The sequence below is a fragment of the Paenibacillus sp. J22P143 genome (assembly GCF_059692035.1).
In genome coordinates this window covers 176,818-200,263 of sequence record NZ_JCAUAQ010000004.1, presented here as the reverse complement: position 1 = coordinate 200,263, position 23,446 = coordinate 176,818, and the positions used below count along the sequence as shown (strand labels likewise).

The 23,446-nt window shown below is 45.7% G+C and carries 19 protein-coding genes; all 19 read left to right on the top strand.

Annotated elements, in window-relative coordinates; translation table 11 throughout:
* The first annotated feature begins 50 nt into the window (after positions 1 to 50).
* Complete coding sequence (locus AC58PQ_RS10080; RefSeq protein ID WP_497241811.1) at positions 51 to 1,133, top strand: DUF4349 domain-containing protein; 1,083 nt, start codon at positions 51 to 53, stop codon at positions 1,131 to 1,133.
* Between the two features lie 124 nt (positions 1,134 to 1,257).
* Positions 1,258 to 1,695 (top strand): division/cell wall cluster transcriptional repressor MraZ, encoded by a 438-nt coding sequence (gene mraZ, locus AC58PQ_RS10075; protein ID WP_497241810.1) that lies wholly within the window; start codon positions 1,258 to 1,260, stop codon positions 1,693 to 1,695.
* Between the two features lie 69 nt (positions 1,696 to 1,764).
* The gene (rsmH, locus tag AC58PQ_RS10070) at positions 1,765 to 2,715 is read left to right on the top strand and encodes a 16S rRNA (cytosine(1402)-N(4))-methyltransferase RsmH (protein ID WP_497241809.1); all 951 of its coding nucleotides are present in this window, start codon (positions 1,765 to 1,767) and stop codon (positions 2,713 to 2,715) included.
* Between the two features lie 18 nt (positions 2,716 to 2,733).
* Entirely contained in the window at positions 2,734 to 3,195 is a 462-nt protein-coding gene (ftsL2, locus tag AC58PQ_RS10065; protein WP_497241808.1) for a cell division protein FtsL, read from the top strand.
* A gap of 15 nt (positions 3,196 to 3,210) precedes the next feature.
* Positions 3,211 to 5,535: a penicillin-binding transpeptidase domain-containing protein gene (locus AC58PQ_RS10060; RefSeq protein ID WP_497241807.1), complete on the top strand. Its 2,325-nt coding sequence runs from the start codon at positions 3,211 to 3,213 to the stop codon at positions 5,533 to 5,535.
* Positions 5,536 to 5,624: 89 nt separating this feature from the next.
* Complete coding sequence (locus tag AC58PQ_RS10055) at positions 5,625 to 7,553, top strand: stage V sporulation protein D (RefSeq protein ID WP_497241806.1); 1,929 nt, start codon at positions 5,625 to 5,627, stop codon at positions 7,551 to 7,553.
* A 111-nt stretch (positions 7,554 to 7,664) separates the two neighbouring features.
* Positions 7,665 to 9,155, top strand: coding sequence for a UDP-N-acetylmuramoyl-L-alanyl-D-glutamate--2,6-diaminopimelate ligase (locus AC58PQ_RS10050; protein ID WP_497241805.1), 1,491 nt, complete (start codon positions 7,665 to 7,667; stop codon positions 9,153 to 9,155).
* Positions 9,152 to 10,534 carry a UDP-N-acetylmuramoyl-tripeptide--D-alanyl-D-alanine ligase gene (locus AC58PQ_RS10045; RefSeq protein WP_497241804.1) on the top strand — a complete coding sequence of 461 codons (1,383 nt, stop codon included), beginning with the start codon at positions 9,152 to 9,154 and terminating at the stop codon, positions 10,532 to 10,534. The genes AC58PQ_RS10050 and AC58PQ_RS10045 overlap by 4 nt, the downstream gene beginning before the upstream one ends.
* An 85-nt stretch (positions 10,535 to 10,619) precedes the next feature.
* On the top strand, positions 10,620 to 11,555 hold the full coding sequence (gene mraY, locus AC58PQ_RS10040; RefSeq protein ID WP_497241970.1) for a phospho-N-acetylmuramoyl-pentapeptide-transferase: 936 nt from the start codon (positions 10,620 to 10,622) through the stop codon (positions 11,553 to 11,555).
* A gap of 3 nt (positions 11,556 to 11,558) precedes the next feature.
* The gene (gene murD, locus AC58PQ_RS10035; protein WP_497241803.1) at positions 11,559 to 12,953 is read left to right on the top strand and encodes a UDP-N-acetylmuramoyl-L-alanine--D-glutamate ligase; all 1,395 of its coding nucleotides are present in this window, start codon (positions 11,559 to 11,561) and stop codon (positions 12,951 to 12,953) included.
* 54 nt (positions 12,954 to 13,007) lie between these two features.
* Complete coding sequence (spoVE, locus tag AC58PQ_RS10030; protein ID WP_497241802.1) at positions 13,008 to 14,105, top strand: stage V sporulation protein E; 1,098 nt, start codon at positions 13,008 to 13,010, stop codon at positions 14,103 to 14,105.
* 7 nt (positions 14,106 to 14,112) lie between these two features.
* Positions 14,113 to 15,183 (top strand): undecaprenyldiphospho-muramoylpentapeptide beta-N-acetylglucosaminyltransferase, encoded by a 1,071-nt coding sequence (gene murG / locus AC58PQ_RS10025; protein WP_497241801.1) that lies wholly within the window; start codon positions 14,113 to 14,115, stop codon positions 15,181 to 15,183.
* A gap of 206 nt (positions 15,184 to 15,389) precedes the next feature.
* Entirely contained in the window at positions 15,390 to 16,295 is a 906-nt protein-coding gene (gene murB, locus AC58PQ_RS10020; protein WP_497241800.1) for a UDP-N-acetylmuramate dehydrogenase, read from the top strand.
* 15 nt (positions 16,296 to 16,310) lie between these two features.
* The gene (gene murA, locus AC58PQ_RS10015; protein WP_497241799.1) at positions 16,311 to 17,579 is read left to right on the top strand and encodes a UDP-N-acetylglucosamine 1-carboxyvinyltransferase; all 1,269 of its coding nucleotides are present in this window, start codon (positions 16,311 to 16,313) and stop codon (positions 17,577 to 17,579) included.
* Positions 17,580 to 17,675: 96 nt separating this feature from the next.
* On the top strand, positions 17,676 to 18,476 hold the full coding sequence (locus tag AC58PQ_RS10010) for a cell division protein FtsQ/DivIB (RefSeq protein WP_497241798.1): 801 nt from the start codon (positions 17,676 to 17,678) through the stop codon (positions 18,474 to 18,476).
* A 299-nt stretch (positions 18,477 to 18,775) separates the two neighbouring features.
* Positions 18,776 to 20,020, top strand: coding sequence for a cell division protein FtsA (gene ftsA / locus AC58PQ_RS10005; protein WP_497241797.1), 1,245 nt, complete (start codon positions 18,776 to 18,778; stop codon positions 20,018 to 20,020).
* Between the two features lie 30 nt (positions 20,021 to 20,050).
* Entirely contained in the window at positions 20,051 to 21,175 is a 1,125-nt protein-coding gene (ftsZ, locus tag AC58PQ_RS10000; protein ID WP_497241796.1) for a cell division protein FtsZ, read from the top strand.
* Between the two features lie 350 nt (positions 21,176 to 21,525).
* Positions 21,526 to 22,449, top strand: coding sequence for a sigma-E processing peptidase SpoIIGA (gene spoIIGA, locus AC58PQ_RS09995; protein ID WP_497241795.1), 924 nt, complete (start codon positions 21,526 to 21,528; stop codon positions 22,447 to 22,449).
* A gap of 138 nt (positions 22,450 to 22,587) precedes the next feature.
* The gene (gene sigE, locus AC58PQ_RS09990; RefSeq protein ID WP_497241794.1) at positions 22,588 to 23,310 is read left to right on the top strand and encodes an RNA polymerase sporulation sigma factor SigE; all 723 of its coding nucleotides are present in this window, start codon (positions 22,588 to 22,590) and stop codon (positions 23,308 to 23,310) included.
* The last annotated feature ends 136 nt before the right edge of the window (positions 23,311 to 23,446 follow it).

Sequence of the window (23,446 nt, the reverse complement as noted above, 5' to 3'; positions counted from 1 at the left end):
TCCGTTTGAATGGTGTATAACCTAAAAATGGAAAATGGGGGCATGAGAAAATGGGGGGTAAGACTAGAATACGTTTATCAATTATGGTTGTGTTGTGTCTTGCTATGTTGGGTATGCTTGCGGGATGCGGTTCCTCCACGGATAGTAAACAGGAATCGTCCGCATCTACTTCAAAAGGCGAGATGCTGAGCGTGCAGTCGTCGGATGCCAATGCAGATCAGTTCGCAACCGCCAAAGATATGAACTCGAGTAACGCCGCTCCAGCGGCAAAAGCGAAGGAATCAGATACGAAAGCTGTCGCATCCGACAGTAAGACTGCACCAAATGTTGTGATGCCTGCAAGTGGAAACGATCAAGAAGCTGGGTTTAACCGGAAGCTCATTTACCGAGCTAATCTCGTAATGCCAGTGGAAGATTATAGTAAAGCGCAGACCCAGCTGCGGGACTTAGTTGCACTAAGCGGTGCTTACATTTTGCAGTTCTCGGAGAATGCCAATACGGGCGAAAAGGGCGGAACCTACACCATAAAAGTGGCAGCGAATGGCTTTGTATCCATGCTTGACGGCTTAGAAAAGTTGAGCCCCTCTCTCCAAAGGAATGTACAAGGGCAGGATGTGACGGAAGAATACGTAGATCTCAGCTCTCGTTTAACTGCCAAACAGCTCGTTGAGACTAGACTGCTTAGCTTCATGGAGAAAGCATCGAAGACGGATGATCTCCTCGCATTTTCTAACGAGTTAGCTAAGGTGCAAGAGGCCATTGAGCAAATCAAAGGCAGGATGAGGTACTTGGATCAGAATGTTTCGTATTCTACGATCGAGCTGCGTATGTACCAACAAACGGGGAAAAAACCATTGCTTTCTGACCCTAATGAACTAACTTTAGCAGAGCGCGTTGAAAAGGCATGGGACTCTAGCCTAAATGTGTTGGTCGCAGTTATGCAGGGAGTCCTCGTATTTCTGGCTGCCGCGGTACCGGTTGTGGTGCTTTTAGTCGTCATTGCCGTCCCGATCTGGGTATACAGACGCAAGAGGAACTCGCAATTGAAGGAATTAAGATTACAGTTGAAAGAGCAAAATGCTTCTGAAAATGCACTTGAAGCGTCCGAAGAAGGAACAAAAGGCACAGAATAGACCTAAAAACGAAATAAATTTAATTAATCCTGCTAACTAAGCAGGATTTCTTTTATTTTTAGCGAATATTGATTCAAATGTGGTGGGAAGTGGTACAAAGTGGAGGGAAAGGGGACAAGATGCTATGTTTATGGGCGAATATCAACATAGCATTGACGAGAAAGGCCGAATGATTATCCCGGCTAAATTTCGTGAAGCCCTTGGCGAAGCTTTTGTCATCACCCGTGGTTTAGATCAATGTTTATTTGTATATCCCCAATCCGAATGGTTAATTCTCGAACAGAAGCTGAAAGCATTGCCATTAATGAAGTCAGATGCACGTGCTTTTACCCGTTTCTTCTTCTCTGGTGCAACAGAGTGTGAGCTTGATAAGCAAGGAAGAGCTAACATTCCAGGCAATCTAATTGATCATGCGAGGCTTACCAAAGATTGTGTTGTTATTGGTGTTTCTAATCGTGTGGAGATTTGGAGTAAGGAAGTTTGGGAAAGCTATGCCAATGAGTCTGAACAGTCATTCAATGAAATAGCAGAGAAGCTGGTCGATTTTAATTTTGATTTATAAAAATATTGCGTTTAAGAATATGCTTACGAAGTCAGTTTTGCCAAGGCAAAACTTTTAGGAGGACAACGAGTGTTTCATCATGTGACTGTACTTAAAGAAGAATCTGTAGAAGGTTTACATATAAAACCAGATGGCGTTTACGTGGATTGTACGATGGGAGGCGCTGGGCATAGTTCGCTAATCGCATCCAAACTAGGTCCGGAAGGGTTGCTCATAGCCTTAGATCAAGATGATGTTGCCTTGGCTAATGCGGAATCCGTTCTGGCTCCCTATCTAGATCGCGTTGCGATTATCAAAAGTAACTTCAGAGACATTGAGCTTGTACTACGCGGCGTACCTAAGGCAATGCGAGACGGTAAACCCCAGGTTGACGGCATATTGTTCGATCTTGGCGTATCTTCCCCACAGCTGGACGATGGAGATCGCGGATTTAGCTACAATCATGATGCAGAGCTCGACATGAGAATGGATCGAGATACGTCATTAACCGCCAAAACGATCGTAAATGAGTGGCCCGCTGACCAAATTGCACGAATTTTGTTTGAATATGGCGAAGAGAAATTTTCGAGACGTATTGCTGGTGTTATCGTAGAAGCGCGAGCGAAGAAAACGATTGAAACAACCGGAGAACTTGTGGAATTGATCAAAGAGGGGATTCCAGCTGCCGCTAGACGGACAGGCGGTCACCCCGCTAAACGCAGCTTCCAAGCGTTGCGGATCGCCGTAAATGACGAGCTAGGCGCATTTGAAGAAGCGCTTAAACAATCACTTCGTTGTTTAGCACCTCAAGGACGCATTGCCGTCATCACCTTCCACTCCTTGGAAGATCGCATTTGCAAACAATTTTTCGTGAAAAATGTGGAGAAATGCACGTGCCCGCCAGCTTTTCCAATGTGCGTTTGCACCAAAGCGGGAGACTTGAAACTCGTCACGCGTAAACCTATTATACCTAGTGAACATGAATTAGAAGTCAATCAAAGAGCGAGATCCGCTAAACTAAGAATTGCAGAAAAGCTTTGACCAAGGGAGGAATAAGCGATGTCTTCATATATTCAAGGTAATTTGGCACTTGATCCGAAACGTAAACCTAATCCACAGCAACGTGTAAAGATAAAAGAAACAACCAAGGTCGTTTATCGTAATTCTGCATTGCCTGCACAAGAAAAAATGCTATACTTATTCACGGTTGTTCTTTGTGTTATTGTTGCGGGGGTAATCATTTGGCGGTTTGCTGCCATCTATCAGATGAATGCGAATATTTTGAAAATGCAAGGCGAAATCCGTGAAATTCAGGCTCAGAACAGCGCTCTAAAGCAAGAAGTAGAGAAACTACAAAGTCCTGATCGTTTAAAAGAGGAAGCGGTGCGTCTCGGGTTTAATTTACAAGATGAGAAGCAAGGAAATGTCGTTGCACAAACAACGACGACTACGAAATCGAAATCAAGTACAACGACGGCTACGACAAGTGGGAAAAGTACGAAATCAGCTTCTAAACCGTAACAGGCAGGTACTCATATGACAAAAAAAATTAAGCTGCGTTCTTTACTAATCGGAGGGTTGTTCACCCTTCTTTTTGTTGTCCTCATGGTTAAAGTCTATTGGATTCAAGTCGTAGAAGCCTCTTGGTTGCTAGAGAAGGCCGAGAAAAGATGGGAAACCGACAAAGTATTAGTTCCTGTACGCGGCTCGATCTTGGATCGTAATGATAAAGTGCTTGCTGTAGAGGCAACGGCTTATACCATCGCGCTGAATCCGAAAGTGATCGATGCCTTGCACATTGCTGAGGATGTGACACAAGGGTTAACAGATATTTTGAAGGAATCCGAAGCGAAACGTGCAGAACTTGTGATTAAGATTCGCAAGTTAGCAACCAAGCAAAATCTAGATGGTACAGATTTCGCGGCGAACGTAGAAGTGAGAAACGAAGGTTGGAAGATTGAGAAGGAAAAAGCGGATCAAGTGCGCGAGCTCATCACCAGTCTGCAAACGAAGCGTAATAAGAGCACCAAAACAAATGTAGGTATCTCGATTTTGGAAGATAAAAAGCGTTATTACCCAGGTGAAACCTTGGCATCCCATATTCTAGGGTATACGAATAAGGAAGGCGATGCAGCCCTTGGGCTGGAGCTGAAATTAAACGATACACTGAAAGGTGTTTCCGGGATGCTTAGCTATGAGAAAGATGGCAAAGGGGTGGAACTTCCTGATACCAAGGTCGACTTTAAACCAGCTGAAGACGGAAACAATGTCAGACTCACCATCGACAAAAACATTCAGTTTTATTTAGAGAACGCTTTAGCTAAAGTGAATGACAAGTGGCACCCGAAAAGCTTGACCGCCATTGCGGTTGATCCGAAAACGATGGAAATTTTAGGTATGGCGAACACACCTGATTTTAATCCGAATACGTATTGGAATTATGATCCTCAAAAAGATTTTAGGAATGGCGCCATTGCCTCGCGTTACGAGCCAGGCTCTACCTTTAAGTTGGTTACCCTTGCAGGAGCCGTGGAAGAGGGATTATTTAATCCGAATGAAACTTATCAATCGGGTACGATTAAAGTTTCAGACCGCGTTCTACATGACCATAACGGTGTTGGTTGGGGGAAAATAACCTTCTTAGAAGGACTTAAACGGTCCAGTAACGTCGCCTTCGTGAAGCTAGGAATTGAAAAGCTAACACAGACTAAGCTTAGTGAATACATTGCGAAGTTTGGCTTTGAACAGAAAACAAACATTGATATGCCAGGCGAAGTATCGGGTCTTATTGATATGAATTATCCATCTGAGTACGCAACGGCGACCTATGGGCAAGGAAAAGTCGTAGTTACGGCAATCCAACAAACGGCTGCTTACGCAGCGATCGCCAATGGCGGTAAATTGATGTGGCCGCACATTGTGAAGGACATTGTCGATTCCAAAACGGGTAAAGTCGTTTCATCTTTTGAACCTCAAGTGGTTAGACAAGTTGTCAGCCCGCAAACGGCTGCGCAAGTGAGCAGCTATTTAGAGCAAGTTGTGTCCGACCAAGAAGTAGGGACAGGGAAGCTTGCCTTTATGGAGGATTACCGTGTTGCTGGGAAAACGGGAACAGCCAATATCGTACTTCCTGGGGAAAAAACATATTCATCCGATACGTGGGTAATTTCGTTTATTGGCTATGCGCCAGTAGAAGATCCGCGAATCCTAATTACGCTGATTGCAGATCAGCCAGATTTGGGCGGTGACTATCACCAGGGTGGAAAAGTCCTTGCGCCAGCATTCAAAGAAATCGTTAGCGAGTCTCTGCAATATATGGAAGTGCCATCGAGCAAAAAGCCGAAAACGGTAACGAAAGAAGCAAATAGGCTTACTGTGCCGAATTTTCTAGATGTTACTTCAAGTATGGCTAAAAGTACTGCAAAAGATATTGGTCTCTCTCTCGAAGTGTTCGGCAAAGGTGATAAGGTGGTTGATCAATTCCCGAAGAAAGGTACTCAAATTTTGTCGACGCAGCGTATCTATGTTGCCATGCAGCCCGTTGAGGAAATGCCGCTTCCAAATCTAGTTGGTAGATCACTTCGAGATGCCGTTGAGACGTGCTCCTTCTTCAAGGTCGATTGTAAAACCTCCGGGGAAGGATATGTATCAGAGCAGTCGGCTGCAGGTGAAGGACGGGGAGTAACCCTTCAACTTAAACCGCTAGGTGATAAGACGTCATCAGTGTCAGCCGGATCAACTCCTGCTGCGACATCATTTGGTTCGCCAATACCATCACCAACACCAAAGTCAATGCCGAAATCAACGCCTGCACCAAATGCCAAAACGGAGACGCAACGAACAGCTTCAAATAAACCGTGATCGTGAACAGCTTGTTCTAACCCCAGTTTGTCCCGAATAGTCATGTTAGGAATGAACATGTCCATAGTGGGAAGGGAGACTGAACGTTCATGCGGGCTTCTAACGTTACCGTTCGTCGCAGATTGTTTACTGCGTTAATTATTGGAACTGTCATCTTTACAGCACTTATCATCCGCTTAGCCTATGTCCAGCTGTGGATAGGACAAGAACTCGCGAAGAAGGCAGAGGATAGTTGGCGAAGAGAAATTGCTTTTGCGCCCAAGCGAGGTGAAATTCAAGATCGCAACGGGTTGACATTGACTTATAGTATGAGTACGCCTACGATTATTGCCATTCCTGTACAAATTAAAGATGCCCGTGCAACGGCTGCGAAGCTTGCAGAAGTGCTAGAAGGCAATGAAGACGATATTTACAAGCAAATTACCAAAAAAACATCGCAAAATAATATAAGACCCTCTGGCCGTAAAATTTCGATTGAAAAGGCGCAAGAAGTTAGAGCTTTGCAATTGCCAGGTATTGTCGTAGCGGAAGATAATAAACGCTATTATCCGTATGGTTCTCTAGCTGCCCATATTCTTGGCTTTGCGGGGATCGATAAAGGTCTCACTGGCATAGAGTCGAAGTATAATTCGCAATTAACAGGTCTTGCAGGCAGTATTTCCTATATGACAGATGCTGCAGGTCGAAAATTAATAGGAACAACAGATGTGTATACACCGCCAAAAGATGGGTTGAATGTGAAGTTGACCATTGATAGCCATTTGCAATCGGTGATGGAACGTGCATTAGATCAAGCGATGGTGCAATATCAAGCGCAGAATGTCATTGCCATCATGATGGATCCGAATACCGGAGAAATCTTGTCGATGGGTAGTCGGCCTACTTATGATCCTGGTAAATATATGGAGTCACCGGCCGAAACGTATAACCGGAATTTACCGATTTGGAAAACATATGAGCCCGGGTCTACCTTCAAGATCATCACTTTAGCCGCTGCATTAGAAGAGAAGAAAGTCGATTTAAAAAATGAGCAATTCTACGATCCAGGCTCTATTGAAGTCGGCGGCGCTAGGCTGCGCTGCTGGAAACGCGGTGGTCATGGCAGTGAAACAATGCTGCAGGTTGTTCAAAACTCATGTAACCCAGGCTTCGTCGTAATGGGAAACCGATTAGGCAAAGAGAAATTATTTGACTATATCTCCCGCTTTGGTTTTGGGAAGAAGACAGGTATTGATCTTGGCGGGGAAGAGAACGGGATTATGTTCAAACCATCGCAAGTAGGTCCTGTGGAGCTGGCAACGACTGCTTTCGGTCAAGGGGTGTCCGTTACACCTATCCAGCAAATTACAGCCGTTTCCGCTGCGATCAATGGCGGCAAGCTGTTCAAGCCTTATGTTGCCAAATCATTTACGAATCCAGATACAGGTGAAGTCGTTGATGTTGTCGAGCCAGAACTGGTTCGCAATGTGATCTCAGAGGATACGTCAAGACAAGTTCGTGAGGCGCTAGAGAGTGTAGTAGCAAAAGGTACAGGACGCAATGCTTTCATCGACGGATATCGTGTTGGCGGGAAAACAGGGACGGCTCAGAAGGTTATCAATGGTCGTTATTCACCGGATGAGCATATCGTTTCCTTCATTGGCTTCGCGCCAGCGGATAATCCCAAAATTGTTGTTTACGCCGCAGTGGATGACCCGAAAGGAATTCAATTCGGGGGTCTGATTGCAGCTCCGTTAGTGAGAGATATCATGGCTGATGCCCTACGCTACATGAAGGTAGAACCAGACAAAAATCAACTCGACAAAGAGTACCGGTACGGTGAAATTCCAGTTGTTGAAGTTCCGGACTTGGTTGGCGCGTCAGTTGATGATATATTAGAAGACCTGAACATGAATTTCAGACTTGCAAAGTCAGGGAATGGGAAGTATGTGATCTCACAAGCGCCTAAAGCAGGTTCGCGTGTGGATCAAGGCTCAACGATTCGTATTTTCTTATCGGATGTTGATCCGGAGAAGTAGCGGTAAGCTAAGAAAATAAAAAAAAGATTTACCAATAAGACATGTTTAGCTTTTCTACTTGCATAAAATTGTCCATAATAGATAGGGAATTCAAGGAAGAGAGGGTTGCTTATGAAACTGCAGGAGCTTGCTTCCGCACTGCTCATTACCCACATACATGGCGATGAAGACACGGAGATCACGGGAATTGAGGCAGACTCTCGTAAAATAAAACCTGGGGATTTGTTTCTTTGTATCCCTGGATTGACAGCTGATGGTCACGACTATGCCCCTAAAGCGATTGCGCTCGGGGCTTCTGCGCTTGTAACTGAGAGGGTGCTGGACGTTGCTGTCCCACAGCTCGTTGTGAAAGATGCCCGTTATGCCATGGCGGCGCTTTCCGCCCATTTCTTTGGATATCCAAGCAAAGAGATGAAGATCATCGGGATTACGGGGACGAATGGCAAAACAACCTCTACGTATCTGTTGGAAAAAATCATCGCGGATCAAGGCTGTGTAACGGGATTAATGGGCAATATCCATATCAAAATTCGGGATGAATACATAGAAAATAAAGCAACGAATACGCAGGAAGCGTTGGAGCTTCAACGTATTTTAAGAAAAATGGCAGATGCAGGAACCGATTACTGTATCATGGAAGTCTCTTCTCATGGTCTAGACATGGGAAGAGTGAAGGGCATTCAATTCCGTTCGGGTATTTTTACGAATTTGACGCAGGATCATCTGGATTATCACAAAACGATGGATGCGTACGCAGCAGCAAAAGGATTGTTATTTTCTCGCCTTGGAAACGGCTTTTCTGAGGATTCGACTGCTCGCCAATTTGCCATTCTTAACGCCGATGATGAGGCTTCTCAGACTTTTCAGCGATTAACTGCAGCACAAGTCATTACGTATGGTATTGAAAATGAATGTGATGTGCGGGCTTCTGACATCCGGATGACTTCAAAAGGCACGGAGTTTCAGCTGAATTCCTTTGCGGGTGAAGCTTTCTTTCGCACGCAATTGGTAGGTAAATTCAATGTATACAATGCGTTGGGGGCGATGACTGCTGCTTTAGCGGAAGGATTTTCCTTGGAGTCGATTCGTAACAGCCTTGAGCGTATCTCTGTCGTTGACGGCAGGATGGAAGTTGTGAACGAGGGGCAGGATTATTTGGTTTTGGTGGACTACGCACATACACCGGATGGTTTAGAGAATGCCCTCTCCACGGTAAGCGAGTTTGCCGAAGGAAAAATCATCACCGTATTTGGCTGTGGCGGTGATCGTGACAAAACGAAGCGTCCCATCATGGGGAAAGTTGCTGCGCATTACAGCGACTTTGTGTATGTAACCTCTGATAATCCGCGCACGGAAAATCCTGAAGCGATTCTGGCGGATATCGAGCCGGGGCTAAAAGAAGTCAATTATCCAGAAAATCAGTATATTTTGCTGGCCGATCGTAAAAAAGCGATACAAAAGGCTATTGATGGGGCAGGCCCTAAAGATGTAATATTGATAGCGGGAAAAGGCCACGAAACGTATCAGGATATCATGGGGGTTAAGCATGATTTCGACGATCGTTTGGTGGCTAAGGCTGCGATAAGGGGGAGAACACAGTGATTCAGCGTACATTAGGTCAAATAGCAACGATGCTCCGCAGTGAAGTGTCAAGTAGCCATGGCGATATTTGGATTAAAGGGGTTTCCACGGATACGCGATCGATTCAGGCTGGAAGTCTGTTTATCCCGCTTATCGGTGAAAATTTCAATGGTCACCACTATGTGGAAGAAGCTTATCAGAAAGGGGCCGCGGCGATTCTCTGGCAAGTGGATCACGGAGCGGTGCCAAACGGCATCCCTCACATCCTCGTTGAGGATGCGCTTTCGGCACTTCAGGGCTTGGCTAAGGCCTACCGCAAAGAACTTCCTGTGCGGATCATCGGCATTACGGGCAGTAACGGAAAGACGACGACCAAAGATTTGGTTGCAGCTGTACTCGGCAGCACTTATGAGGTTCATAAAACGAAGGGAAACCTGAATAATCATATCGGATTACCGCTTACGCTGCTGCTTCTTGAAGAAACGACGCAATTTGCTGTCGTGGAAATGGGCATGAGTGGACGCGGCGAAATTGAATTATTGTCCGAACTCGCAGAGCCTGAAGCCGCCATCATCACCATGATCGGTGAGTCGCATATGCTTCAGTTGGGATCAAGGGATGAGATCGCCCGGGCGAAAGCGGAGATTGTTGCCGGCATGCCAAGTAATAGCTTGATCATTTATAACGGGGATGAGCCGTTAATTGAACAAGCACTGGGCGAGCTGGACCTGCCACTCGGCTTACGTCGCATTCGTTTCGGTCAAAATCAAGCGAATGATCGTTACCCAACGGATATCCGTATGGATGTTGAAGGGGCTTACTTCACCATCAATTCACCGGGTTACCCGGAATTGTTCATTCCATTGCTCGGCACGCATAATGTTGTGAATGCGCTCGCGGCCATTGCCGTCGGCGAGGCCTTCGGCACCTCGCCTGAAGCGGTTGCAGCGGGGCTTCGCGCGCTGCAGATGACAAGCATGCGCATCGAGAAGCTCACGGCAGCCTCTGGGCTGACCGTGCTCAACGATGCGTATAACGCCAGCCCCGCCTCGATGCGGGCTGCTATTGCCTTGACCGAGCAGCTGAGCGGCTTCGGTCGGAAGTTCCTCGTGCTCGGCGACATGCTGGAGCTTGGCGAGCACGAAGAGCAGTTCCATCGCGGCATTGGCGCGATGCTGTCTCCGGAACGTGTAGACTACGTCTTCACGTTCGGTCGTCTCGGCCGCTTCATCGCAGATGAAGCGACAGCGAACTTCCCGCAGGCGCAGGTGCGCGCCTACGACGACAAGGCGCAGCTCGCGGAGGAGCTCGCCGCGCTCGCACGCGCCGAGGATCTCGTGCTCGTGAAGGGCTCGCGCGGCATGCGGCTTGAGCAGGTTGTACAAAGCTTATTAGCCTAGTAAGTGTAACGGGAAATAGGCATATGAAATAGAGTGACGGAAATGAGCAGGGGGAACCAACGTGGAAAACGCAGTGTTATTAACAATGGGTGTGGCATTTGTGCTTGCGCTAATCATGGGGCCGTTATGTATACCTATTTTACGACGTATGAAATTTGGGCAACAAATCCGCGAGGATGGCCCCCAGGGACATCTCAAAAAACAAGGAACACCAACGATGGGCGGCGTTATTATTTTACTCGCGCTTTCCTTGGCTACCCTTCGTTTTGCGGATAAAAATACAGATTTACTCATTCTTTTATTGGCCTCATTAGGTTATGGGCTTGTTGGCTTTCTTGATGACTATATTAAAATTATTTTTAAACGCTCTTTGGGGCTGACAGCGAAGCAAAAGCTATTTGGTCAATTATTAATTGCAGCCATAGTCTGTTATTTACTCGTTATGCAAGGACACAGCACCGATATTTATGTGCCGTTCGTTTCCTACCACATGAATGCCGGGTGGTTGTATTTCCCGCTCATGGCGATCCTGATGCTAGGCGCATCGAATGCGGTTAACTTTACAGATGGTTTGGACGGCTTGTTAGCAGGGACAAGTGCAATTGCATTCGGTGCCTACACGATCATTGCCATGAATAATACACAGCCGGAAGCGGCAATATTCTCAGCGGCTATGGTTGGCGCGGTACTCGGATTTCTCGTCTTTAATGCGCACCCGGCTAAGGTCTTTATGGGAGACACGGGCTCCCTAGGAATCGGCGGCGGACTTGTTGCCGTGGCAATCTTAACCAAAGCAGAGCTTCTACTTGCTATTATCGGCGGTGTTTTCTTAATCGAAATTTTATCCGTTGTTATTCAAGTCGTTTCCTTCAAAACTAGAAAGAAACGCGTGTTCAAAATGAGTCCGATTCACCATCACTTTGAATTGGTTGGATGGTCCGAATGGCGAGTTGTTATTACTTTCTGGGTTGTAGGTCTCGTGCTTGCCGTGCTCGGATTATATATGAATGAGGTGTTGTAGAACATGAAGCATCCGCGGGATTATCGTGGACTTGAAGTGATTGTACTTGGCTTGGCTCGCAGCGGTGTCGCTGCAGCTAAGCTTTTTCATCAAAAAGGAGCTATCGTCACGGTCAACGACAAAAAGGAACGAAGTGCGTGCCCTGAAGCCGACGAACTGGAGGCTCTGGGTATTTCTGTTGTTTGTGGGTTTCATCCCGAGTCTCTCGTCCATGAAGGGGTTGCGCTAGTTGTCAAAAATCCAGGCATTCCCTACACTGTAGAGCCTATTCGTAAAGCAGAAGAGCTGGGCATTGAGGTTGTAACAGAAGTTGAAGTTGCCTATCAATTTTGTGAAGCGCCAATCATCGGGATCACTGGCTCTAATGGGAAAACGACGACAACTACGTTAATCGGCCTAATGCTAGATGCGGCGGGCTTACAGCCTGTTGTCGCAGGTAACATTGGTCGTGCGCTAACGGAAGCGACACCTGAGGTCACAGCTGACAATTGGATGGTTGTGGAATTAAGCTCTTTTCAATTAAAAGGCACAACATCATTCCGTCCAACAATTGGACTCCTGTTAAATTTGTACGAAACGCATTTGGATTATCATGGCTCCATGGAGGACTATATCGCCTCAAAGGCCAAACTATTCGACAATCAAACCGAAACCGACACAGCGATCTTAAATTGGGATGATGAAGTATGCCAACGACTCATGCCAAGCTTGAAGGCAAAGCAGTTCCATTTTTCGATGAAAGAAAAGCTTGCATTTGGCGTCTATTTGGATTCGGAAACAGACTGTCTTGTTTATGCAAATGGGCATGATGCCATTCAATCGATCCTTCCAGCTTCAGAAATGGGGATTCCAGGAAGCTTTAACGTGGAGAACGCGCTAGCAGCTGCTGCAGCGGCGATTACGGCAGGTGTTGACCTATCGACGATTGCTGATGTATTGAAAAGCTTTCGGGGCGTAGAGCACCGTCTAGAGCTTGTGAGAGAATTGGATGGCGTAACTTTTTATAATAACTCAAAAGCAACGAATGCGGCCGCTTCTGTGAAGTCGATTGAAGCTTTCAATCAACCTATTGTATTGATTGCTGGTGGCTTGGATCGTGGTTCGGATTACATGGAACTGTTACCAACCTTCCGCGAACGCATCAAAGGAATTGTAACTTTAGGGCAAACAAGTGAGAAAATTAGACACATTGCCGAATTGGCAGGGATTAGCAAGGTCCAAACCGTCGATACTGCTAAGGATGCAGCGGACGCGGTTTTACAAGCCGTGCAGCTTGCCTGGCAAATGAGTGAGCAAGGGGACATCGTTCTTCTATCACCAGCTTGTGCAAGTTGGGATATGTTTCCATCCTATGAGGACAGGGGACGCATGTTTAAGGAGTCCGTGCATAACCTTTAAGTAGGGCTTATCCACTTTTATGGACGGCCCACAACTGACAAAGAGGTGTCTGTAATGGGTAAAGCACGCTCCGCTCCTGACATTTGGATTATTATTCCGACCTTGCTGCTTTTGACTATCGGCGTTATTATGGTCTACAGCGCTAGTAGTGTACTTGCATTTCGTGAATTTGGTGATTCTTTTTATTATTTAAAAAGACAACTTATTTTCGCTGTTCTGGGTATTGTTGCGATGTTCTTTACGATGAATGTGGATTATCTGGTATGGAAACGATTTGCGAAATTAGCGCTGTTTATTTGCTTTGGGATGCTGGTCATCGTATTGATTCCTGGTATCGGGGTGATCCGTGGCGGTGCCAGAAGCTGGCTGGGTATCGGGGCATTCGGGATTCAACCTTCTGAATTTATGAAAATAGGGATGATTCTCTTTCTTTCTAAAATGCTTTCCGAAAATCAATCCAAGATAACGCTCCTGACCAAAGGGTTGATGCCGCCGCTAGGCATTATGGGATTGGCGTTCGGCTTCATTATGCTTCAGCCTGACTTGGGAACGGGTGTTGTTCTCGTAGGGGCTTCCCTATTGATCATCTATACGGCAGGTGCGAGATTGCTTCATCTCTCATATCTAGGTATGATAGGGGTTGCTGGTTTTATAGGGCTTGTTATTGCCGCACCCTATCGCCTTAAACGGATTACAGCCTTTCTAGACCCGTGGCAGGATCCGCTTGGCGCAGGCTATCAATCTATTCAATCCTTATATGCAATTGGACCTGGTGGTCTTGTTGGCCTTGGATTAGGGATGAGTCGGCAGAAGTATAGTTACTTACCTGAGCCGCAAACCGATTTTATTTTTTCCATCATTGCAGAAGAACTTGGTTTTATTGGCGGCACGTTGGTCCTGCTGCTCTTCACCATCTTAGTATGGCGGGGAATGCGGGCAGCTATCACAGCACCAGATACATTTGCCAGTCTAATTGCTGTTGGTATTATCGGCATGATCGCCGTTCAAGTTATTATTAATATTGGCGTTGTTATTGGGATGTTTCCAGTAACCGGCATTACGCTTCCATTCATAAGTGCAGGGGGGTCTTCATTGACACTCATGCTGACATCTGTCGGCATCCTGCTTAATATATCCCGCTATTCGAGGTGACAGGGGAATGAAAACGATCGTTTTTACTGGAGGTGGCTCCGCAGGCCATGTTACCCCTAATCTAGCGCTTATGCATAAGCTGAAGCAACTAGGTTGGGAAATCAAGTACATAGGCTCGGCTACTGGTATTGAAAAAGATATTATTGATCGAGAAGGGGTTCCTTTTTACCCGATCTCATCAGGGAAATTACGACGCTATTTTGATCTCAAAAATATAAAAGACCCCTTCAAAGTCATGAAAGGTGTTTATGAATCGTATCGGTTACTTAAACGCTTGAAGCCCGCCATTGTCTTTTCGAAAGGCGGGTTCGTTTCCGTTCCAGTCGTACTTGGAAGTCGCATGAACAACATTCCTGTTATTATCCATGAATCCGATATGACACCAGGACTTGCGAATAAAATTTCCATCCCATTTGCAACGAAGGTCTGTGTAACATTTCCAGAATCACTTTCACATGTGAAAGGTGGAAAGTCCGTTCTTACAGGATTGCCCATCCGTGAACATATGGGCAGTGGGAAAGCAGCACGTGCCCTTCAGCTATGTGATTTTCATTCTCAGAAGCCAGTGATACTAGTCATGGGTGGAAGCTTAGGATCGCAAGTGCTAAATCAGGCAGTACGCACTAACCTGGGGCGTTTACTCCAGCAATTTCAAATTGTACACCTGTGCGGCAAAGGCAATGTGTCTACAGAACATCTTCAAACCCGTGGCTATAAGCAATTCGAGTACGTGAATGAGGAGCTCCCTGACGTATTAGCAATGACGGATCTTGTCATTTCTCGAGCTGGGGCAACCTCTATTTTCGAATTTCTAGGCTTGGAAAAGCCAATGCTGCTAATCCCGCTTTCCCTACAAGCAAGTCGAGGAGATCAGATTCTGAATGCAGCATCTTTCCAGAAGGCTGGTTATGCCGATGTGATTCAAGAAAAGGATCTAACCGCTGAAGCACTAGCTGAACATGTCGAAGCGCTGTATAAGAACCGTGAGGCTTATAAAGCAGCGATGCAATCGCGCAATGAGACCGACGCCGTTGCTGCCATCGTGAAACTGATTGAAGCGCATAGCAAATCGTTGTGATTTTGATAAAGCCTATGGGCGATTGTCACACTCTATCCGATTTTACATAAACTACACTATAACCGTGACAGACACCTAAGGCTTCATAAGTGATCAAGGAACGAAGACCGGCCAACTTCGCCTAGCTCCTTATGAATGAAATGTTGGAACTTCTTTGCTGTTAGTTCCATGCATTTCGCCCTACGTACTGTGAAGGAGGTTTTCCCATGCAGAAGTTAATAGCCGACTTACAGGCATCAAATATTGGCGAGATAAGAACGAATGAACGACTGGCTCCCTACACCACTTGGAAAATCGGCGGTCCGGCTGATTGCTTGATTATTCCACACTCCAAAGAGCAGGTTGCTGCTGCCATCAAGTTTCTCAATGAGCGTGGCGTACCTTGGACCGTTATTGGTCGAGGCTCCAACTTGCTAATCCGAGATAAAGGAATTCGAGGCGTCGTTATTAAGCTAGGTCATGCGTTAGATACACTTCGCTTTGAGGGCGCGATGGTCTTCGCTGGAGGTTCCTATTCGTTCATTAAATTGTCCGTACTCGCAGCCAAAGAAGGTTTGACCGGACTGGAGTTTGCTTCAGGGATCCCCGGTACTGTGGGAGGCGCCGTCTACATGAATGCAGGGGCTCATGGGTCCGATGTGTCACGCATACTCAAGCAGGCTGAAGTCATCCTGGATACAGGGGAATTGGTCGTCATGAAGGCAGAAGATTTAAAATATGCTTATCGACATTCTATTTTGCACACATTGCCTGGCATTGTAACAGAGGCTGTCTTTGAATTACAGCCTGGAGACCGCAACGAAATCGCAGGGGCCATGGCGGCTTACCGAGATCGGCGACTCCGCACGCAACCGCTCCAATTAGCTTGCGCAGGAAGCGTATTCCGCAACCCCGAAGGGGGATTCGCAGCGAAGCTCATCGAAGAAGCAGGCTTGAAAGGCAAATGTGTCGGTGGAGCAGAAATCTCTATGCTTCACGCCAATTTCATTGTTAACACGGGAGAAGCAACAGCCGAGGACGTTCTCACTCTTATCAACGAAGTACAGCAGATCGTAGAGCAAGCGTACGATATTAAGCTAGTACCTGAGGTTTTGGTAATAGGTGAGAGGTAAATCGGAGGTGGAATTTTGGAGAAGCTCGTTATCGAAGGTGGAAGACCTCTTACGGGAGCCATCCAGATACACGGCGCGAAAAACGCCGCATTACCCATATTAGCTGCCTGCTTACTTGCTAGCGGCACGCATACTTTACACAATGTTCCTAATCTGCTCGATATCGACACCATGCTGCGCATTTTGCGTTCGTTGGGTTGTCGAGCCGAGCAGCAAGGAGATACGGTATCCATCACAACATCCACAGTTCATTCCTCCCACATCCCCGAAGAATTGATGGGGCAGATGCGCTCTTCCATCTTTCTCATGGGTCCGCTACTCGCTAGATTCGGCAGTGTCACCGTGTATCAACCAGGTGGCTGTGCGATCGGCGAACGTAAAATCGATTTGCACCTCAAAGGCTTACAGGCACTTGGAGCCAACATTGAAGAATTCGCCAATAGAATCGTTTGTACCGCAAAAGCACTGCAAGGTAATGAAATCTTCCTGGACTTTCCAAGTGTAGGGGCGACCGAGAATATTATGATGGCCGCCGTGAAAGCGGAAGGCACCACTACGATTTATAATGCTGCACGCGAACCTGAGATACAAGATTTGCAAAATTTCTTGAACGCGATGGGCGCAGACATTATTGGAGCAGGGACGGATACCATCACCATTCGCGGTGTTACAACGCTCTCTCCTTGCACGTATCGGATTATTCCGGATCGCATTGTGGCAGGTACGTTTCTAGTGGCTGCTGCGGCAACCAAAGGGAATATTACTTTGGAAAGAGTAAACCCTGCTCATTTAACCTCGGTCATCCACGTGCTTAAGCGTGCAGGTGTTCAAATCATCGCAGACGGTGATATAATACATGTAAGCTGCCCGACAAGACCCAAGGCAGTTGAACGTATCGTGACTTCGCCTCATCCATCGTTCCCGACGGATTTACAATCACAAGTCATGGTGCTTTTATCTCTAGCAGATGGACTTAGTGTGATGAAAGAAACGATATTTGAAGGTAGATTTAAGCACGTGGATGAACTGTCCCGGATGGGTGCAGATATTCGCGTAGATATGAATGCGGCCTTTATTCGCGGTGTGCCGAGGTTGTATGGGGCTACGGTTGAAGCAACTGATTTGCGGGCTGGTGCTGCTCTTGTTATCGCCGGTCTAGCTGCGCATGGCACAACGATCGTTGAACAAATTCATCACATTGATAGAGGCTATGATAGGATAGAACATATGCTAGTCAGACTTGGGGCCTCTGTGCTTCGTCAAGCTCCGGTTCCCAGTGAGTAATATTTTGCGTGACAATCGCGTATCCCTTCCTGCGAGCAGGAGGGGATTCACGGTTTTCATTCCAACAGTCATAAATACTAATAGGTGGTGCCCCTCTTGTCCGAAGATAACAAAGTACCTACGCTGCCTGTACCTAAGCCGCGAACGCGTACGAATCGGAAGCTGCTCTCATTTTTGATCATTTTTTTCATAACGGTTCTTATTATTTTATTTTTCCAATCTTCGCTAAGTCGCATTAGTCGTATTGAGGTTAAGGGAAATGTATTATTAGCCTCGGAAATTATTGGACAAGCTAGTCAAGTTGCCGTAGGGGACCGCTTTTTTGCAGTGAGTTCAAAGACAATTGGACAGCGGATATCTAGGGTTCCAATGATCAAGAATGCCACCGTGAAGAAGACCTTTCCTGGTGTGATTCACATTCAGGTAGAAGAATTCCCTAAAGTTGCTTTTCAAATTGATCCTGACGGGAAAAAGCAAGCAGTGCTTGCAGATGGAGGCGTCATTCAACTGCCTGTTGGAAGCGGTATCCCGCTTGATATGCCAATTTTAACGGGGTGGAGCGATAAGGACCCTAACAAAGTAGCACTTTGTAAAGTGCTAGGCGAAATCCCGCAGAGTGCGTTATCCGATGTTTCTGAGATTAAGCCTGATCCTTCGGAATCATACCCTGACAAAATTAAGATTTATACTAGGTCACAATTCGAGATCCACACAACCATAGCCTATCTGCCGGATAAAATTGATAATTTACCAGGTTATATTGCTAATTTAGTAGAGGATCACATTACGAATGGGGTCATCACCATGCTCGAAGCCGAATATCATACGCCATTTGCAACAAGCGGAGAGCCCAAAGCAGATCCCAAGATTACGCCGAAACCAACACCAAAACCGTAACAACTGCCATGGTGCGGGGTTACTAACAAAAAAACGCAGCTAAGACTACTCAATCTCTGAAAAAAATGTTAAAATTAGTTTTATGGTTAAATAGGCTCTATCTGCTTACTGTATTTTTTCATATGTTTACTAGACGAGAATGTTTGCACTTCACAACAATAAGAAGAGAAATTGAAAGTGGTTTTTAAATGTTAAAAAAATGTTGAAAAAAGAGGGAATATGGCGGTTGTGTGGAATACGTATAAAAGTATTTATGAAGATTTTGCAATTTTACCTAAGTTACAGGAGGTGCCAGGGGCTTGAGCAACAATGATATCATTGTTAGTTTAGACATCGGTACATCCAAAGTTCGAGCTATTATTGGGGAAGTTGTTAACGGAACCATTAATATAATAGGAGTGGGATCTGCCGAGTCAGAGGGTATTCGTAAAGGCGCAATCGTTGATATTGATCAAACTGTGCATTCCATTCGCAGTGCCATAGATCATGCGGAACGAATGGTCGGTATACAAATTTCCGAGGTGTACGTTGGAATTTCAGGGAATCATATTTCTCTTCAACCGAGTCATGGTGTCGTTGCTGTTTCGAATGATGACCGTGAAATTGGAGAAGAGGATATTGATCGCGTCATTCAAGCGGCAAGAGTCATCGCCTTACCACCCGAACGTGAAATTGTTGGAGTTGTACCTAAGCAATATTTGGTTGATGGACAAGAAGGTATTAATGATCCACGCGGTATGATCGGTGTTCGTTTAGAAGTAGAAGCGACGATTATTACTGGATCGAAAACGAGCATACATAATTTAAACCGTGTTGTGGAAAAATCCGAACTGAAGGTTACGGGACTTATTTTAATGTCGCACGCTTCTGGAAACTTGGCTCTTTCCAAAGATGAGAAGGCTGTAGGAACCGTATTGGTTGATATTGGTGCCGGTGCAACGACAATTGCTGTGTTTGATGAGAGTAATTTAGTCGCTACGTCAACGATTCAAATCGGCGGAGAATTTATCAGCAATGATATCTCCATTGGTCTTCATACGCAATTAGATATTGCTGAGAAAATCAAGTTGAAATATGGTTGTGCATCCGTAGAAGATTCGGCGCCTGATCAAGTGTTTAAAGTAACGAGAATGGGCAGCAATGTTGAAAAAGAGTTCTCGCAAGTGGATCTCGCAAATATCATTGAACCGCGTGTGGAAGAGATTTTCCAGTTGATTCGTGCGGAAGTTCATCGTTTAGGCTATGCTAATCTAGCAGGTGGCTATGTCCTTACGGGCGGAACTGTCTGTATGCCTGGTATGTTGGCGATTGCACAAAACGAACTAGCCACGTCTGTTCGTATTGCAGTGCCTGATTTCATTGGGGTACGCGATCCATCCTACACAAGTGGTGTCGGCATTATTCAATCTGTCGCCAAATCTTTGAGGAATCGTAATACTGGTTTTTCAAAGAAACTGGCAACGAAGACTACCAAAAAATCCTCCGATAGTCAAAAGCCAGGTTGGGTTGAACGGGTCAAAAATTTCTTCAGTGAATTCATTTAGTGAACGTTAAGTTAGGGGGATATGGCTCATATGTTTGAATTTGATATGGATTTAGACCAATTGGCTCAAATTAAAGTCATTGGTGTTGGTGGCGGCGGTAGCAATGCAGTAAATCGCATGATTGAAAACGGTGTTAAAGGTGTTGAATTTATTACCGTGAATACGGATGCACAGGCGCTTCATTTGGCCAAATCCGTACATAAATTGCAAATTGGCGATAAATTGACCCGCGGTTTAGGTGCAGGTGCGAATCCTGAAGTCGGGAAGAAAGCAGCAGAAGAGTCAAGGGAGACGATTCTGAATACGCTTCGCGGCGCTGATATGGTTTTCGTAACGGCAGGTATGGGCGGCGGTACAGGTACTGGCGCAGCTCCTGTCATTGCGGAAATTGCCAAAGAGGTTGGCGCACTTACGGTTGGCGTTGTAACACGACCGTTTACTTTTGAAGGCCGTAAGCGTTCCTTACAAGCAGAGCAAGGGATTGCTGCATTGAAGGAGAAAGTTGATACGCTTATTATTATCCCGAACGATCGTCTACTTGAGATCGTTGACAAGAAGACACCAATGCTTGAAGCATTCCGCGAAGCGGATAATGTTCTTCGTCAAGGTGTTCAAGGGATTTCTGATTTGATCGCAGTACCAGGACTTATCAATTTGGACTTTGCCGATGTTAAAACGATTATGACAGAACGCGGTTCGGCTCTTATGGGGATCGGTGTAGCGACGGGTGAGAATCGTGCCGCTGAAGCAGCGAAAAAAGCGATCTCTAGTCCATTGCTGGAAACTTCGATCGAAGGTGCACGTGGTGTTTTGATGAACATCACAGGTGGTATGAACCTTAGCTTGTACGAAGTGAATGAGGCCGCTGATATTGTGGCATCTGCTTCGGATATCGAGGTTAATATGATTTTCGGTGCTGTTATTGATGAGAAGCTGAAGGATGAGATTCTAGTTACCGTTATTGCAACTGGTTTCGAGCATAAAGCAGCTCCAATCCATCAGTCTATCAAACGTCCGGTATCACCAGGACAGCCAGAGACGGCAACTCCTGACAACCGATTGAATAATCTCAAACCATTTGGCGCACAGCCATCGAATGATCAATTGGATATTCCGACTTTCTTGCGTAACCGCGGACGGAATACTGACAAATAATTACACAATATCTGTCTAGAGACCGAAGCCCTACTTGATGTAGAAGCTTCGGTTTTTTGTTGTTCTACCACATAAGAATTTATAAGTTTCCGGTACTCGGAAGAACAAATTCTTATTGGCGATAAAAACTACATATAAAACGCGGTCGCTCATCCTCGAAGGACTTCGATAGAAGTTTTTCTCATAAGCTTTTCTCATCCGGACGAGGCCGCGTCAACTGACAAAAAAAGTAGGTTCCTACTAGCAAGTTTAGACAGACTTTGAACTTGGAATCCAATATACTGATTTAGAACCTTAAAGTTTCGTCACGAATTTGCTAGATAGTGTCCGTCTTGGAGGTGAGGCATGGTATGGTCGTCTATGCGGATCTCATTTTCCTTCTGAACTTTCTAGTGGATGCGGCCTTACTCATCGTCACGGCGAAAACGCGGAAATTAGCGTTCAAATGGTGGAGAATCGCGCTTTCAGCAGCTATAGGAGCTACGTATGTCGTGATGATTTTCTTGCCAGTTCCAACAATGCTTTTTACATTTTCTGTGAAATGTATGTTATGTACATGCATGATTATGACCGCTTTTGGATACGGCTCGTTACAAAATTTATTAAGGAACATGGGGACGTTTCTGCTCATCAATTTCGCTGTTGCCGGAGGGCTGTTCGGCATCCATTATGTGCTTGCATCTTCTTCTGATGTGATGAAGGGAATTGTATTCACCCAATCTGGCGTTGCCGTCTTTCAATTTCAAATCGGTAGTATACTGTTTGTGGTCATTTTGTTGCTTCCTCTTGTTTGGTGGTTTCGAACCGTTTTTCAAAGTACAAAGCAACGCGAGGTTATGACAACTTATTTGGCAGAGGTCACGATTTATGTGGGGGATTTCATTGCCACCTGCAAAGGCTTGATCGATACGGGTAATCAACTTTATGACCCATTAACGCGTACCCCTGTTATGGTTATGGAGGTATCGGAATGGGGAGATGTCCTGCCTGCCCAGTGGCTGCAAAGGATAAGATCAGCAGATGTGGATCAAATCATTAGCGGCTTGGGCGTAGAAGAGTTTATTTGGCAGGATCGTTTGCGACTCGTACCTTACCGTGGTGTCAACCGGAATACGCAATTCATGCTGGCTATTAAGCCCGATAAGGTGGTGATCACTCATAATGATTCGCAATTGGAGGCAACGAAGGTACTTATCGGACTAGACGGAGGAAAGCTCTGCAGCGATGGTTCCTATCAAGCGATTATCCATCCTGCCTTGATTTCAACTGGATAGCGCTTTCACTGTAATTATTGCAAGTTTTCCAATGAAAAAAGCAGCTTATTCTTACGACGACAGTTTTGCCATGGCAAAACTCAAGGTACGCTTACGAAGAAAGTTTTGCCACAGCAAAACGCTTAGGAGGAAACTAACATGTTCTTGAAGTGGAAACTGCTTTTTCAACTAGCGTATTATCGCATTTTGATGCTACTGGGTCTTAAAGGTGAGGAAATCTATTACATAGGTGGTAGTGAAGCATTGCCACCACCGCTTACACGTGAAGAAGAAGAATACTTATTGGAAAAGTTACCATCCGGGGACGCGGCTATTCGAGCTATGCTGATTGAGCGGAATCTGAGGTTGGTTGTCTATATAGCGAGGAAATTCGAAAATACGGGGATTAACATTGAGGATCTGGTTTCGATCGGGGCCATCGGCCTCATCAAAGCAGTAAACACCTTCGATCCCGAGAAGAAGATTAAGCTGGCAACCTACGCTTCACGCTGTATTGAGAATGAAATTCTGATGTATTTGCGCAGAAATAGTAAAATCCGAACGGAAGTCTCGTTTGATGAACCGTTGAATATTGACTGGGACGGCAATGAACTTCTTTTATCCGATGTATTAGGAACAGAGAATGATACGATTTATCGTAACATCGAAGAGCAAGTCGATCGGAAGCTTTTACATAAAGCGCTTGATAAGCTTAGTGAACGTGAGCGTATTATTATGGAGCTTCGTTTCGGGCTGCAGGATGGGGAAGAAAAGACGCAAAAAGACGTTGCAGACCTGTTGGGCATATCGCAATCCTATATCTCCAGATTGGAAAAACGGATCATAAAGAGGCTTCGTAAAGAATTTAACAAGATGGTCTAAAATTTTTTTTGGCAGGAAATGTCGAAATTGTTCAGCAGTCACGGGTGAGAGCGAGTTGGTACTCTTTTGTCAAGTAGCTGAATAGGGGATAGGGCAGGAATAAATCGACCGCTCACGGGGATAATTAACAGTAATG

Bases quoted from the DNA above. Each gene is read 5' to 3' on its own strand.
- AC58PQ_RS10080 (WP_497241811.1), top strand. From the start codon at position 51: ATGGGGGGTAAGACTAGAATACGTTTATCAATTATGGTTGTGTTGTGT.
- mraZ (WP_497241810.1), top strand. From the start codon at position 1,258: ATGTTTATGGGCGAATATCAACATAGCATTGACGAGAAAGGCCGAATG.
- ftsL2 (WP_497241808.1), top strand. From the start codon at position 2,734: ATGTCTTCATATATTCAAGGTAATTTGGCACTTGATCCGAAACGTAAA.
- AC58PQ_RS10060 (WP_497241807.1), top strand. From the start codon at position 3,211: ATGACAAAAAAAATTAAGCTGCGTTCTTTACTAATCGGAGGGTTGTTC.
- AC58PQ_RS10055 (WP_497241806.1), top strand. From the start codon at position 5,625: ATGCGGGCTTCTAACGTTACCGTTCGTCGCAGATTGTTTACTGCGTTA.
- AC58PQ_RS10050 (WP_497241805.1), top strand. From the start codon at position 7,665: ATGAAACTGCAGGAGCTTGCTTCCGCACTGCTCATTACCCACATACAT.
- mraY (WP_497241970.1), top strand. From the start codon at position 10,620: ATGGGTGTGGCATTTGTGCTTGCGCTAATCATGGGGCCGTTATGTATA.
- murD (WP_497241803.1), top strand. From the start codon at position 11,559: ATGAAGCATCCGCGGGATTATCGTGGACTTGAAGTGATTGTACTTGGC.
- spoVE (WP_497241802.1), top strand. From the start codon at position 13,008: ATGGGTAAAGCACGCTCCGCTCCTGACATTTGGATTATTATTCCGACC.
- murG (WP_497241801.1), top strand. From the start codon at position 14,113: ATGAAAACGATCGTTTTTACTGGAGGTGGCTCCGCAGGCCATGTTACC.
- murB (WP_497241800.1), top strand. From the start codon at position 15,390: ATGCAGAAGTTAATAGCCGACTTACAGGCATCAAATATTGGCGAGATA.
- ftsZ (WP_497241796.1), top strand. From the start codon at position 20,051: ATGTTTGAATTTGATATGGATTTAGACCAATTGGCTCAAATTAAAGTC.
- spoIIGA (WP_497241795.1), top strand. From the start codon at position 21,526: ATGGTCGTCTATGCGGATCTCATTTTCCTTCTGAACTTTCTAGTGGAT.
- sigE (WP_497241794.1), top strand. From the start codon at position 22,588: ATGTTCTTGAAGTGGAAACTGCTTTTTCAACTAGCGTATTATCGCATT.